Genomic DNA, 12467 nt, shown 5'->3' on the forward strand with positions numbered 1-12467 from the left:
CGCCGCCAAACAATTCCGCCACTGATGCTTCATGAATAGTGCGGGCTAATGCTCGTCGACTATCCGGCGCGGCGACGGCTCAAGCTGATCGGCCATGCCAGTCGCATCGCGCTTTCGGAGGATCCCGAAACGGTCCTGGCACTGATGCCGGAGGGCTATTCGGCGGCACCGGAAGGCGCCTTCGTCATCGATGTCGTGGCCTTCGACTGGAATTGCCCGCGGCACATTACGCCGCGCTGGACGGCACAGGACATTGCCAACATGCAAAGGAGCGGAGAATGGCCACAGATATGAATTCCACGAAGTTGACACAGGGCGCCCATCACGTGGGCCTTGCCGTGCGCGACCTCGAGGAAGCCTGCGGATTCTTCATCGATGCCCTCGACTTCGAACGCGTTGGCGAAGTGCCGGACTATCCGGCCGCTTTCGTATCCGATGGCACCACCTTGCTGACCTTGTGGCAAGTTGCGGATCCGCAGTCGGCACGCGACTTCGACCGGCGCGCCAACATCGGCCTGCATCACCTCGCCCTGCGCGTGGCTGACGAAGAACGGCTGAATATAGTGTTCGAGCGTGTCCGCACCCATCCCGGCACGCGCATCGAATTTGCCCCCGAGCCGATCCGTGCCGGATCGCGTACAAGGCATTTCATCTGTGCGATGCCCGGCGGCATTCGGATCGAATTCGCGACACCTTTTGCATGACAGGAGGCCGAACCATGTCCCGACCGCCCTTGCCCCCGTTCTCTGCCGCCAGTGCCGCCGAGAAAGTGCAGGCTGCCGAAGACGGCTGGAACAGTCGCGATCCTGCCAGGGTCGCCCTCGCCTATACGCCCGATAGCATCTGGCGAAATCGCAGCGAGTTCCTGCAGGGTCGCGAAGCGATCGAGGCGTTCCTGACCCGCAAGTGGGAGAAAGAACGCGACTACCGCCTGATCAAGGAACTCTGGGCTCACGATGGCAACCGCATCGCCGTGCGCTTTGCATACGAATGGCGCGACGATGCCGGGCAATGGTACCGCAGCTACGGCAACGAGAACTGGCAGTTCGCCCCCGACGGGCTGATGGAGCGGCGCATCGCCAGCATCAACGACCTGCCGATCGCACAGGAGGATCGCCTGTTCCACTGGCCCAGTGGATCCCGACCGGCCGATCATCCGGGCCTTTCCGATTTGGGCCTTTGAGGGCGAGCCATGCAGTCATATCGAGGAAGACAGATGCGGCGAATAGGCGCATAAAGCGGGACTAACAGGGCGATACGCGTAAGGAGTCCTGCGCGATGGGCATGACCAACAAGGAAACCCGCACCAACATCGGCGAAGTGGCAGAAGGGATCTGGCGCATCAATACGCCGGTGGCGATAGACGAAAACACCGCCTTCTCCTTCAACCAATACCTGGTGGAGGCGCAATTGCCTCTGCTCTTCCATACCGGCCCGCATCAGCTATTCCCGGTTGTACGCGAGGCTGTCGAACAGGTCATGCCCTGCTCGCGGCTTCGCTATGTGGGCTTCTGCCACATGGAAGCGGACGAGTGCGGTTCGCTCAACGAATGGCTCGCCTGCGCGCCCGACGCCGTGCCGCTTTGCAGCGCAGTAGGCGCAATGACATCGATCGGCGACATCGCCAGCCGCGCGCCGAAGGTCCTGCCAGAACGCGAGGTACTCGATCTGGGCGGCCGGGAAGTGCAGTGGTTCGATGCCCCACACGTGCCCCATGGCTGGGACAACGGATTCCTGTTCGAAAGGGTCACGCGCACCCTGTTTTGCGGCGACCTGTTCACGCAGCCCGGCGAAGGCGAGGAAGTCCTTACCGAAGGCGACATCCTTGGCCCCAGCGAGGCGTTCCGGCGGGTCATGGACTACTATGCCCACGGTCCCGAGACCGGGCCTACTCTGGCCCGGCTGGCCGCCAGCAAGCCGCAGGTGCTGGCCTGCATGCACGGCAGCGCCTGGCGCGGCGACGGTGAACGGCTTCTGGGGGAACTCGCAAGGGCATTGGCCGCCTGAACCATGCGCGGGACGGCAACCGGCGATCAACCGCGGCCTTTTTCCGGCCCAGCCTGCCGCGAACTGAAAGCGTGCCCTTTCTGCGGCTCACAAGACGTAGGTTACTTCGAACACGTGTACGCGCGGCATTTCTCCGTCATGTGCAGATCATGCGGCGCAGAAGGGCCGCCCCGATCGGAGCACGAGGAAGCAGCAAGGCTCTGGAACAGGAGAGCCTGAGGCCCGCGGCATAGACCAATGCCCACCCCGGTCCGAAACTGGCGCTTCCAGCCCGGATGCGACTGGAATTGAACGCCGGATCAGGGCACCCATGGCAAATGAACGGTAAATCGCATCAATTGCGCCTGGCCGGCTGGCTTTGGCTCCTTGCAGGCCTGTCCTACCTGTCAGCCGAGACGATCGCCGCGGCGGCCTTCCCGAACTACAGCTATGCGAGCAACTACGTCAGCGACCTTGGCGTGCCTTATGCCGATGTCATCGACGATCGCGTGCTGCGCTCCGGCCTTGCCTGGGTCATGAACTGGTGCGGGTTCATTCTCGACGGCGCGCTGTTCGCCGCGGCGAGCGTGGTTGCCACACAGCTCGCGCGAAGGGCGAAAGTCGGTGCGGGAAGCGGCGTGAAACCGTGGGCTGCGATCTTTCTGGCGCTAGCCCTCATTCACTCGGGCGGAACGGTGCTGGTCGGACTGGTCCACAGCGGCAGTCGCGAACTGGCTTCAGGCATCGATCGATACCATGTGCTTGGCGCAGCCATGGCGATTCTGGGCGGAAACCTCGCGCTGATCGCTGCGGCCATTCTCGCACGGCGGCTTGGCCTGCCTCCAGCGTGGCGCAGGGCCAGTGCCGGGCTCGGCCTGTTCGGACTGGGCAGTCTGGCCCTGCTCGAAGTGAACCGGACCGGTGGGATTACCATGCTGCCAGACGGCGTGCTCGAGCGCGCCAGCATCTACCCGATTACTGCATGGGAGGTCGTAACGGGCCTGACGCTCCTGGTCGCCGGTTCCAGGTTCGAAGCGGCCGCGCCGGCGGAGACCGGCGCGACCTGACCCGTCAGAGGATCGCGGCGATGCCCGCCTTGGCAATCTGGGCGTCCTGATCGGACTTCACGCCGGAGACGCCCACTGCGCCCACAAAATCGCCATCGACCACGATCGGCACGCCGCCCTCGAGCAACGCACCCATGGCCGGTGCCGACAGCATCGACACGCGACCGTTGTTGATCATATCTTCGCAGACGTTCGACTCGCGCTTCCCCATGATCGAGGTCAGCGCCTTGGCCGGGGCCATGTGCGCGGTACTCGGCGAGGCTCCGTCGAGGCGCAGCATGCCAAGCAGGTGTCCCCCGTCATCCACGACGGCGATCGCCACGGCCCAGCCGTTCCTGACGGCTTCGGCTTCGGCGGCGGCAAGGATCGCCTTGACGTCGGCGGCTTCGAGACTGTGCTTGGTTTTCATGACTTTCTATTCGGCTTGATCGCTCCGACCGAAATGATCGGAGCGGATCTGGTGAGGTGAAGGGCACAGCCCTTAGCAGCGAGGACGATGTGCACCAGAGCGAATGCGCGCCTTGTCGACAGACGAAAGGCGCGAAGGCGTCGCGACGATCGATCCCACTGGCGTCCCCGCAACGATGCGCCTAGGGGGGCCCGCATGTCGATTGCCCGTAATCTCGAACAGCTCGGAAAGCTCGTATCCGTCGACCACGGATGGCCCGCGGCCAAGGCGTTCAAAGCCTACCGGATGTCGGACAGCGATCGCGCCGCGCTGTCGGCACGTGCGGTCGATTTGCTCAAGGTATTTCCTCCGGTCCCGGGTACATGCGCCCTGATGAGCGCCGCCCTTGCCGTGAGCCTGGAAGGGCGCCTCAGCGCGCCGGTCTATCTCGTCGCCGGCACGCTGTCAGTCGAGGGCGTTCCGGTCTTCGGGGATCGGCACCCCATCGACGGAGCGCAGGTCTTCGCCACCTCCAATCCGGACTGGAACGGCCACGTCTGGGCGATGGTCGGCCCCTACATCGTCGACATTTCGATTTTCCGCACCGCCTATTCCAGCGTGGGACCCGCACGGCTTGCCCGGCATATCCTCTCGACGTTCGGCCCCAACAAGGGTCTCTACGTCGATCTGTGGCGCCACACGGGACGCGTTGGCCTCGGCTACGAGCCGCAATATGTCCTGAGCAGTGACGAAGTCACCGCGCTGATGCAAGGCGCCTACAAGGTCATGACGCAGGCCAACGCCGACAAGGATGAGGCCACCGACTAAGGCGCCGCGCGATCGAGCGCGGGGTAACGATCGAGCAGCGCGCTGGCGACGCCATTCGTCCAGCCGAAGCCGTCCTGCAGCGGGTATTCGCCGCCGCCGCCGGGCAGGCTTTCCTCCACGTCGTACTTCTCCAGCATCTTTCCCGTCTCCTGATAAGTGCGTGCGACAGTCGCGATCCAGCGCGCGGCAATCGTTCGGGCAAGCTCCCCATGGCCATTGCGATCGAGGCCGCTCACCGCGATCCACTGCAGCGGCGCCCAGCCGTTCGGGGCATCCCATTGCTGGCCGGTGCGGGTCAGCGTGGTCCTGAGCCCACCTGGTGCCAGCAGTTGCGCGTGGGTGAGATCGGCAACCGCATCGGCCTGTTCCCTTGAAGCCATGCCGACGAAGAGCGGATAAAGCGTCGCGGCCGAATGCGTGGCCGAGGGCTGTCCTTCGGCAAGCAGCCAGTCGGCATAATGGCCTTCGCCCGCTTGCCACAGAAATCGATCCATTGCCGCCTTGCGGCGATCCGCGCGCTGCGCGAAATCCTGCACACAAGTGCCATCGCCTGCCGCGCCGCAGCCTTGTGCGATGCGCCTCTCCATGGCCCATAGCAGCGCATTGAGATCGACGGGGACAACATCCGTCGTGCGTATGGTGGCAAGCGTCTTGCCGTTACCCAGCCAGCGCGAGGAAAAGTCCCAGCCACTTTCCGCAGCAGCGCGCAAATCGCGATAGACCTCCCCGTGAGGACGGCCTGACGCTGCCTTCGCGCTTGCCCTGTCCTCTGCAAAGGATTCATCGCGCGGGCTGTCGCGGTTGTCCCAATAGCGGTTGAGGAGGCTGCCATCGGGCATCCGCACGACGCGCAGGCAAGCCCCCTGCCGCCGGGCGCAGGCACTGCCAGTCATCCAGAACGCGTATTCAATGCGCAGCGCCTGCAAGCGGCGCGCCAGCACTTTGGCGTCTGGCTCTTTCGATAAATCGAGCATCAGGGCAAAAAAGGGCGGCTGCGATCGACTGACATAGTAAGTACGCGTGCCGTTCGGGATGTGGCCGAAGCGCTCGATCAGGCTGGTGAAATCGTCGAGCATCGTTTCCACCAGTGCATGTTCGCCGTCGGCGGCAAGGCCCAGCATGGTGAAATAGCTGTCCCAGTAATAGATCTCGCGGAAGCGGCCACCGGGCACGACATAGGGACCCGGTAACGCGATGCGCGATTCCCCCGGGACTACGGGTGCCGGCTGGCGAACCAGTTGGGGCCAGAGCTTGCGAATATGCGCGCGCAGGCCCGTTTTGCCGATATCGTTGACCCCGGGCACGGTAAAGCGTTCGAGGACGAAAGACTTGAGCGCCGCATCGTCCACTGGCGGCGCAGCGCTGTAGTCGGCCATGATCTCGGCAGGCGGCTCCCGCGGGACGGCATCGGCGAAAGTCTTGTTGTCATCGAAGATGCGGCGCTCCTGCACCGCAACGAAGAGATCGCCGTAAAGGTCGGCGGGCGACGGCGGCGGCGGCGCGTTGCCCAGCGCGACACCAACCAGCGCGAGCGCGGCCAGTCTCGAAAAACGACGCACGGCCTGCCTCATCGCGTCATCTCCTCCTTTGGCTTTGCAGAATCATGACATAACCCAAAGCGCCGTAACGCAGAAATCGGCCACCGCGGCCTTGCATATGCTGCGAGGAAAACAGCAGGGCGCGGGACCATCCCAACCACAGGATAACCCGCTGGACCGACTGGACGCGGCAATCGCGGCACGGCTAACGGCCCGGCATGAGTATCATTGCCACGATCATGAATTCGACCACCGGACTTGCAATCCAGAAGATGAAATTCGAGCGGATGCCCAAGCCGTGGGTTACCTTCCACCTCGAAAACGGCGAGCAGGTGACCGCCGACCGGGTTCATGTCGGCAAGCCAGCCCCCGGCAAGTTCATCACCCCCGTCGAAGTCTGGGTAACGCCCAAGAGCTGATCCCCCCGCGCGCGCAAGCGAACAACGAACATTCCATCCCGCCACGAGGCAGGGCGCAAGCCCTGCCTTGTCTGCGCCATGGCCCGCAGACCGTCCGCTTCAGGCAAACCTGCTCTTCACGCCGTGAAAGCGAATCTCCATTTGTCTATTTATTTTGTAGAGTTTAAATCCCTCTCCAGGGACACCGGACGAACGGATAGAGAGATTCGCACGCGTGCCCTGAATTAGGGGGGTTTTGGAACATGCTCGATCAACTGGATCTGCTTCACGCCCTGGCAGGGCTTCTGGTCGGCCTGCTCGTCGGCATGACCGGCGTCGGCGGTGGATCGCTGATGACGCCACTGCTGGTCCTGATGTTCGGTGTCAGCCCCCAGACGGCGGTCGGCACCGACCTGCTCTATGCCGCGATAACCAAGATCACCGGTACGACGGTGCACGGCTGGCGCGATACGGTGGACTGGAAGATCGTGCGCAGGCTCGCCTATGGCAGCATTCCCGCCACGATCCTGACGCTTGCCGTCATCGCCCATCTCGGCAAGGTCAGCGACTACAGCCAACATATCATCCTGTTTTCACTGGCGGTTCTTCTTGCGATCACCGCCTGCACCGTGATCTTCCGCAGCCGCCTTGCGCGCTTCGCGCAGGACCGTGGACCGCTCGAACCGACATCCCGGGTGACCGGCGCGACGGTCCTGTTGGGCGCGGCGATCGGAGTTGCCGTCTCGATCTCCTCGGTAGGTGCCGGCGCGATCGGCGTAACGGTCCTGCTCATGCTCTATCCACGCCTGCCAATGGTCCGCATCGTCGGCTCGGACATCGCCCATGCCGTGCCGCTCGCCCTGATTGCCGGCGTCGGCCACTGGATCATCGGAGACGTCGACGGCACCTTGCTGACCAACCTGCTCGTCGGCTCCATTCCGGGGGTCATCGTCGGCAGTATGCTGTCCACCCGCGCGCCCGAAAAGATCCTGAGGCCCTTGCTCGCCATCGTCCTGGCACTGTCGTCGTGGCAGCTTTTCGTCAAGGCGACCACGCCTGTCGAGGCCGGAGCGAAGTCATCCGCAAGTTCCGCGGGCAGCACTCTTGCGGCACCCAACGGCTCAGGTCAGAAGTGACGCCGGTGACCGGGTTGCCCGGCCAGTTGAAAGTTTGACTGCATGGACGTGCAACTCGTGGTCATCTGTCTGCTGACAGCAGGCATCAACCTGATCGGAACGCTGGCCTACGCAGCGCGCATCGCCGGGGTGCGCACGCGCAGGATCGCGATGAGCTTTGCGCTCTTCAACATCCTCGTCCTCGTCAGCCGCACTTCGAACAGCTTCCTGGGGCCCTTTCTTGCCAAGCGGATTGAGAACCGGCTGGCGACAGGTGGTGGCGATGCGCTGCTGGGGGACTTTCGCATGGTGCTGATGTCGGCAACGCTGGCCGTGGCCATTGGCATCGCCCTGATCCCAACCAGCCAGCGCCTCTTCGTCAATGCCATCGGCTATTTCCAGCGCCATCGTTCGACCAGCCGCATGGTGCTGCGCGCTGCATCGCCGGCCGGGCTGCGCTCGATCCGCACCTCGATCCGCGCCCCGCGCTATGAGCACATCCGCGAGCTGACCAAACCTCGGGGCGTGGGGTGGGGCGTACTGGTGGCCAACTGCCTGGCCCAGGCGCTTATCACGGTCGGTGTGCTCGCCTCGCTCTATGCCGGATACCTCAATCCGCAATATCGCGTCACCGCCTCGCAGCTGTCTGCAGTGATCAATGGCTTTGCGACGATCCTGCTCTTCGCCCTGATCGATCCGCAGCTCTCGGTGATGACCGACGATGTCGTGGAAGGCCGGGTCAGCGATCCGCTGTTTCGCCGCACGATCATCTGGATCAGCTTCAGCCGCCTTGCCGGAACCGTGCTCGCGCAGGCTTTCTTCGTACCTGCCGCAAGCCTCGTCGCCTGGATCGCCTTCGTGGTGTGATCGCAGCGCAGGATCGTCCCATTTCGGTCACACATTCGGCCGTTTCACGACGGCCGCTACAGTAGCCCCCTGAAAGGATTGGGGAATGCAAGTGGGACCGTCAGCTCGTCGCAAAAGCTGACTCTTCCGGCTCTTTTGCGCTATTCTGACCTCTGCGTGAGACGAACGATTCTCCCGCCGCGAGGGTTGCCAATATCCGTGTTGAACCCGGCTCGCCATGACATTGCGCGGGCCATGGCGAGGAGCAGATTATGGCATCCGTTATCGAAGCCTACAGGGACGAAAAGGGCAATCTCCACCACGAGCCCTCCAGCGCCATCATAGCCGACATCGCGGCCGCATTGGGGCGTGTCGGCGATGAAGGCGGCCTGACCGAGGGCGTCGCGCGCCTGATCCTGGAAAAGCGCGCAGCCATCGAAAAGGCCTTTGGCGATCTCGACCGACTGGAAGGCAATTCACTGACGGTCATCGATGTAAGCGACCACTTGCGGGTCCAGTCGATTTCAGCCTGACCCGCCGCACACAGGGCCAAGCCAACTCCTTTCCCAAGGCTTCCTGCCAGCTGACGTCGGCGTCCATGCGCTTCGACTAGTCATTTGGCAGGTTGCACGAACTTTGCTCCTCCCCTCAACTGAACACTGCGGCAAGGCCCCACGAAAAGCGGGTGCTGCAACGAAGGGAGAGGGTTCATGCATCCGGTCGAAAACGCGCCCGCCAACCTTTCACGCGTCCTGTCGCCGATCGCGATCGGGCCTATCCATATCCCGAACCGCGTGGTTCGCACCGGGCATGGTACCGGGATCGGCAAGGGCACGATGAATCCTGCCCTGATCGCCTATCACGTCGAGCGCGCCAGGGGCGGCGTGGGACTGACCATCATCGAAGCATTGGCCGTGGGCACCAGCGCCTATCCCTTCCTCGTCTCCGGCGCGCCGGGCCTCGTTGAAGGCTACCGGGATCTCGTGGCGCTGTGCGCGCCGTATGGCATGAAGATCTTCCAGCAAATCGGCCACCTCGGCAACGAGATTCCTGAACTGGACGGTTCACCTCCCTTGTCCTCGTCGGACAGCGTCGGAGCCATGGTCGGCATCCCGTCTCAGGCGATGAGCCTCGCGCAGATGGATTTCCTCGTCGAATGCTACGTCAGGGCGGCACGGGACTGCGCCGATGGCGGACTCGACGGCGTGGAACTGCACATGGCACACGGCTATCTCCTGCAGCAGTTCCTCTCGCCGCTCTACAACCGGCGGAAGGATGCCTACGGCGGCAGCTTCGAGAACCGCATGCGCCTTCCGGTCAGGCTGCTCGAAGCGGTCCGTGCGGCAATCCCCGAGACCATGGCCCTGGGCGTCCGCCTGAGCAGCGAGCCGTTCGAAGGCGGACTTTCGCCCGAGGACATCAAATGCATCGCCGACCACTTTGCAGACAGGGGCCTGATCGACTTCCTGAACCTCTCCTCGGGCACCGACTACAATCCGCACAAGATCATCGGGGCCATGCACGAGCCGGCCGGCTACGAACTGGAGGGCGATCGTCCGGCTGCCCATGCCAGCAAGGTCCCGGTCATCGTCACGGGGCGCTTCCGCACCCTTGAGGAAGCCGAACAGGTGATCCGCGAAGGCGATGGCGACCTTGTCGGCATGACCCGCGCGCACATCGCCGATCCTGCCATCGTGCGCAAAACCATCGAAGGACGCACAGATGACGTGCGCCCCTGCATCGGCTGCAACCACGGTTGCATTGGCGGCCTGCTCACAGGCGGACAGATCGGTTGCACCGTCAATGTCGCGGTCGGGCTGGAGGCCACGCTATCGGAGGATCTCATCGGACCTTCGGAGAACCCGCGCCGGGTGCTGGTCGTCGGCGGCGGTCCGTCCGGACTCGAAGCCGCCCGGGTCGCCGCCATGCGCGGACACACGGTCGTACTGGCCGAAGCCTCTCCGCACCTGGGCGGTGCAGTCAATATCGCCGCACTGGCACCGAGACGCGCAGGGATCGCCGATATCGTCCATTGGCTGGAACGGGAGGTCCGGCGCTGCGGCGTCGACATCCGCCTGTCGACCTACGTCGATGCCGAGGACATCGCGGACTACGCACCCGATGCCGTCATCGTGGCAACCGGCTCGTTGCCTCGGCTCGATGGCGCGCAGCATCGCTCGCCGGACCTCATGGCCAGGGGCATGGATCATGCTTCCGTCGTCTCCAGCCACGAAGTGCTGACCGAGGGCAGCAACCGCAACTGGGGCAGCCGCGCCGTCGTGTTCGACGATACCGGGCACTACGAGGCGGTCGCAGCCGCAGAATACCTCGTCGCCAGGGGCCTGGCAGTAACCTTCGTCACGCCGCACAAGTCCTTCGCTCCCGGCCTGGAACCGGCACTCAGCGATGAAGCCGCGCTCGAACGGCTGGCCGCAGACGGAAACCTGCGCCTAATCACCTATGGCGAATTGCTTTCGGTAGGCGACGGAGGCGTGGAGGTGCGGCACCGCTTCGGCGGCGGCGCATTCCATGTCGATGCCGATACGGTCGTGTTCGTCTCGCACAATGCACCCAACCGCGACCTGATCGACGGGTTGGCCGATGCCCCCTTCCCCGTGATCGCGGTGGGAGACGTGCGCAGCCCGCGCTACCTGCAGACCGCGATCCGCGAGGGGCACATGGCCGCACGCAGCCTTTAATACGGCCTCACCCCAGGGTAATGTAGCCCAGTTGCGAAGCCTTGAAGAGAGTCTGGCAACGGTTCACCGCGTTGAGCTTGAGCGAAGCATTGTGGATGTGGAACCGCACGGTCGCGCGCGAGCGCGAGATGATCATGCCGATTTCCAGGTCCGTCTTGCCCAGCGCAGCCCAGCGCAGGCACTCGACTTCTCGCTTCGACAGCAATGCGCCCGAAGGCAGCGCTCTCGCCCCGCCCATCAACTTGACGTAAGTCGTCACGAAGAGCCGCGAATAGATCGCCAGCATGTCGCCGTGGGCGGCGAAGATATCGGACAGGTCCGTGCGCGACTGGTCCTGCGGCGTCAGGCAGACGACGCCGATCTGGCCGAACGCCATGTGGACCGGCACCACGATAGCAGCGCTGGTCAGGGCCCGCGCCGCGAAATCGACAAGGTCGATCGCGTCGAGATAATGGTTCGCCGCGTGCGCATGGAAGCCCTCGGCATTGACCCAGAAGGGTTCGGTCTCGAACCGACAGGCCATCGTGATCGGCGATTGCAGGGCGATGCGCGAATTGCGCCACCAGACTTCCTCGTCGCCGCCCCAGCCGAAGACATCCCGGGCCAGCACGTTGCCCGCCGCATCCACGGGCGTTCGCTTGTCCGTCAGGTCATGCGCACACGCGACGCGCAGCCCCTTGGCCGCCGCAAGGTCACGCAGGAATTCGGCGGCAGGGCGGATGTCGCTCTCACCGGAAATCCGCACGGCATCGAGTTCGGCCAGGGTCAGCTCGCCTACAGGCGAGCGCACGCGCCTGAATTCGACCTCGATCACCGATGACGGTCGCGGCCTCGCCGCCAGCCTGCTCATTGAGATCATCTTGCCTCCTCCTCTTCCTCTTCGGCACGTGATCAGGCCCTGTCGCCGGGCTCTCCCGCCACGTACTTCGTCATCGTGTCCTGGAATTGCCGAATGCGTATTTCCTGGTAGTTGGCGTAGTTCACCTCGCCCGTCTTCGAAGCCTTCAGCCCTGCCTGGACATACGGCAGGTTCTCCATGTCCTGTTCGAAAACCTCTCCCAGCATTCCCAGCTCAGGTGCCTCGGTCCATTTCTGGTCGAGCGTGAGGTACCTGAGCAGAGCGCCGTGCGGCATCGGCTCGCCCTTCTTGACGCGGGCAAGAATGCGCACTTCCATCACGCAGGTATCGGGCGTCTCTCCCGGAAACCAGCGATAGACGATGTTCGGCATGAAACCGCCCCACGGCGCGAAGTTCGGGAAGACGTTATAGACGAGACCATCCAGCAATTCGCAGTCGCTGGCGTCTGCATGATCGTATCCGGTCTGGTCGGTATAAACCGCACGCATCGCCTCCCCGAGGGCCTCACGCGCGGTTTTCCCCTCGGGAACCGTGATCGCCATTGGGTCCGCTTCAGGATCGTAATTGTCCGATGAGCGCCCGTTGTACTTGGCGAATTCGTCGACGATCCACTGCTCGCCCTGCCCTTCGGCAATGTGGGGGCTCATGATCCCGAAGGGCACGAGATTGACGTTCACATTGTCGCCATAAGTGCGATAGCCCGCATTGCAGTCCCCGGTGAAAGGCAGCAGCTGCGGGTGGGT

Annotated in this window: 16 protein-coding genes; 12 read left to right on the forward strand and 4 right to left on the reverse strand. The window is 63.7% G+C overall.

Going from position 1 to position 12467, the window contains the following annotated elements; translation table 11 throughout:
• Positions 1-48: 48 nt before the first annotated feature.
• From SPHV1_RS01040 to SPHV1_RS01060, 6 genes are all read left to right on the forward strand, one after another.
• On the forward strand, positions 49-294 hold the full coding sequence (locus SPHV1_RS01040; RefSeq protein WP_197277596.1) for a hypothetical protein: 246 nt from the start codon (positions 49-51) through the stop codon (positions 292-294).
• On the forward strand, positions 279-704 hold the full coding sequence (locus SPHV1_RS01045; RefSeq protein WP_197277597.1) for a VOC family protein: 426 nt from the start codon (positions 279-281) through the stop codon (positions 702-704). The genes SPHV1_RS01040 and SPHV1_RS01045 overlap by 16 nt, the downstream gene beginning before the upstream one ends.
• 14 nt (positions 705-718) lie before the next feature.
• Entirely contained in the window at positions 719-1183 is a 465-nt protein-coding gene (locus tag SPHV1_RS01050; protein ID WP_054944291.1) for a nuclear transport factor 2 family protein, read from the forward strand.
• A 101-nt stretch (positions 1184-1284) separates the two neighbouring features.
• Positions 1285-2007: an MBL fold metallo-hydrolase gene (locus SPHV1_RS01055; protein ID WP_231634363.1), complete on the forward strand. Its 723-nt coding sequence runs from the start codon at positions 1285-1287 to the stop codon at positions 2005-2007.
• Positions 2008-2010: 3 nt separating this feature from the next.
• The gene (locus SPHV1_RS26075; RefSeq protein ID WP_079730738.1) at positions 2011-2226 is read left to right on the forward strand and encodes a Lar family restriction alleviation protein; all 216 of its coding nucleotides are present in this window, start codon (positions 2011-2013) and stop codon (positions 2224-2226) included.
• Between the two features lie 98 nt (positions 2227-2324).
• Positions 2325-3053 (forward strand): DUF998 domain-containing protein, encoded by a 729-nt coding sequence (locus tag SPHV1_RS01060; protein ID WP_054944293.1) that lies wholly within the window; start codon positions 2325-2327, stop codon positions 3051-3053.
• A 4-nt stretch (positions 3054-3057) separates the two neighbouring features.
• On the opposite strand, the gene SPHV1_RS01065 is transcribed toward SPHV1_RS01060, so the two are convergent.
• Positions 3058-3462, reverse strand: coding sequence for a heme-binding protein (locus SPHV1_RS01065; RefSeq protein ID WP_054944294.1), 405 nt, complete (start codon positions 3460-3462; stop codon positions 3058-3060).
• A gap of 195 nt (positions 3463-3657) precedes the next feature.
• Between SPHV1_RS01065 and SPHV1_RS01070 the strand changes: the two genes are divergently transcribed.
• Complete coding sequence (locus SPHV1_RS01070; RefSeq protein WP_054944295.1) at positions 3658-4269, forward strand: hypothetical protein; 612 nt, start codon at positions 3658-3660, stop codon at positions 4267-4269.
• On the opposite strand, the gene treF is transcribed toward SPHV1_RS01070, so the two are convergent.
• Positions 4266-5840 (reverse strand): alpha,alpha-trehalase TreF, encoded by a 1575-nt coding sequence (gene treF / locus SPHV1_RS01075; protein WP_054944296.1) that lies wholly within the window; start codon positions 5838-5840, stop codon positions 4266-4268. The genes SPHV1_RS01070 and treF overlap by 4 nt on opposite strands.
• 185 nt (positions 5841-6025) lie before the next feature.
• Here treF and SPHV1_RS01080 point away from each other — a divergent pair, with 185 nt between their 5' ends.
• The 5 genes from SPHV1_RS01080 (at position 6026) to SPHV1_RS01100 (ending at position 10865) form a co-directional block, all read left to right on the forward strand.
• Positions 6026-6226 (forward strand): hypothetical protein, encoded by a 201-nt coding sequence (locus SPHV1_RS01080; protein ID WP_007014665.1) that lies wholly within the window; start codon positions 6026-6028, stop codon positions 6224-6226.
• A 242-nt stretch (positions 6227-6468) separates the two neighbouring features.
• Positions 6469-7341, forward strand: coding sequence for a sulfite exporter TauE/SafE family protein (locus SPHV1_RS01085; protein WP_054944297.1), 873 nt, complete (start codon positions 6469-6471; stop codon positions 7339-7341).
• A 42-nt stretch (positions 7342-7383) separates the two neighbouring features.
• Positions 7384-8187, forward strand: a complete 804-nt coding sequence (locus SPHV1_RS01090; RefSeq protein WP_054944298.1) for a lipid II flippase Amj family protein — start codon at positions 7384-7386, stop codon at positions 8185-8187.
• Positions 8188-8438: 251 nt separating this feature from the next.
• Entirely contained in the window at positions 8439-8699 is a 261-nt protein-coding gene (locus SPHV1_RS01095) for a hypothetical protein (RefSeq protein WP_054944299.1), read from the forward strand.
• 177 nt (positions 8700-8876) lie between these two features.
• Entirely contained in the window at positions 8877-10865 is a 1989-nt protein-coding gene (locus SPHV1_RS01100) for an FAD-dependent oxidoreductase (protein WP_054944300.1), read from the forward strand.
• A 7-nt stretch (positions 10866-10872) separates the two neighbouring features.
• Here SPHV1_RS01100 and SPHV1_RS01105 read toward each other — a convergent pair whose 3' ends face one another.
• Together SPHV1_RS01105 and SPHV1_RS01110 are read right to left on the reverse strand one after the other, a co-directional pair.
• Positions 10873-11715: a helix-turn-helix domain-containing protein gene (locus SPHV1_RS01105; protein WP_231634365.1), complete on the reverse strand. Its 843-nt coding sequence runs from the start codon at positions 11713-11715 to the stop codon at positions 10873-10875.
• A gap of 41 nt (positions 11716-11756) precedes the next feature.
• Positions 11757-12467: SRPBCC family protein (locus SPHV1_RS01110; RefSeq protein WP_304437716.1), on the reverse strand; the 711-nt coding region annotated here is incomplete at its 5' end.

It is taken from the genome of Novosphingobium sp. KN65.2, assembly GCF_001368935.1.
Classification (GTDB): domain Bacteria; phylum Pseudomonadota; class Alphaproteobacteria; order Sphingomonadales; family Sphingomonadaceae; genus Novosphingobium; species Novosphingobium mathurense.